Annotated in this window: 1 protein-coding gene; it reads left to right on the top strand. The window is 65.3% G+C overall.

The genetic code is table 11. The features are described from left to right. Positions 1-21: 21 nt before the first annotated feature. The coding region (locus ACIP8W_RS31960) for an amino acid adenylation domain-containing protein (RefSeq protein ID WP_401958975.1) at positions 22-1,208 on the top strand (1,187 nt) is incomplete at its 3' end.

Raw genomic sequence — 1,208 nt, 5'->3', positions numbered from 1 at the left:
GTGGCCCGCACCCCCGACACCGTGGCAGTCGTCGCGGGCGACGTGGAACTCTCCTACACAGAGCTGAACTCCCGCGCCAACCGCATCGCCCACTGGCTGATCACCCAGGGCGCCCAGCCCGAACAACGCATCGGCCTGATCCTGGAACGATCCGCGGACCTGCTCGCCGTCATGATCGGCATCGTCAAAGCCGGCTGCGCCTACGTACCCATCGACCCCAACTACCCCGAAGAGCGCATCGCCTGGATGCTCTCCAACGCCGGCGTCATCCACACCCTCACCACCACCGACCTCACCACCAAACTCCCCACCGACACCACCACACCCACCACACCCATCGACACCCCCGAAACCCAAGCCACGTGGCAGACGATGGCCGACACCGACCCCACCCAGCCGCTCCACCCCGAGCTGCCCATCTACGTGATGTACACCTCGGGCTCCTCCGGCGTACCCAAGGGCGTCGTCACCACCCAGGCAAACGTCGCAGCCATGGCCCTGGACCGACGATGGACAACAGGCGCACACCAACGCGTCCTCTTCCACACCTCCTACGGCTTCGACCCCTCCACCTACGAAGTATGGGCACCCCTCCTCTCCGGCGGACGCGTCATCACCGCCCCACCCGGACGACTCGACCCACAAACCCTCCACAAAATCATGACCGACCAACACGTCACCGGAACCTGGATGACAGCCGGCCTCTTCACCACCATGGCCGAACAATGCCCCGAAGCCTTCACCCACGTCCACGAAATCTGGACCGGCGGCGAAGCCGTCTCCCCCACAGCCGTACGCACCATCACACAAACCAACCCCAACACCACCGTCGTCGACGGCTACGGACCCACCGAAACCACCTCACTCTCCATCAGCCACCACATCCACCACCCCCAACAACTCGGCACCTCCGTACCCATCGGCCGCCCCATGGACGGCGAACGCGCCTACGTCCTCGACCAACTCCTCCAACTCACCACACCCGGCACACCCGGCGAGCTCTACCTCGCAGGCACCGGCATCGCACGCGGCTACCTCAACCGACCCGCACTCACCTCCGAACGCTTCACCGCCGACCCCTACGGACCACCCGGCACCCGCATGTACCGCACCGGCGACCTCGTACGCTGGAACCACAACGGAAACCTCGAATACCTCGGCCGCACCGACGACCAAATCAAAATCCGCGGCTACCGCATCGAACCCGG

The sequence above is a fragment of the Streptomyces sp. NPDC088554 genome (assembly GCF_044752945.1).
Taxonomy (GTDB): domain Bacteria; phylum Actinomycetota; class Actinomycetes; order Streptomycetales; family Streptomycetaceae; genus Streptomyces.
This window is presented reverse-complemented; position numbering and strand designations above follow the sequence as displayed.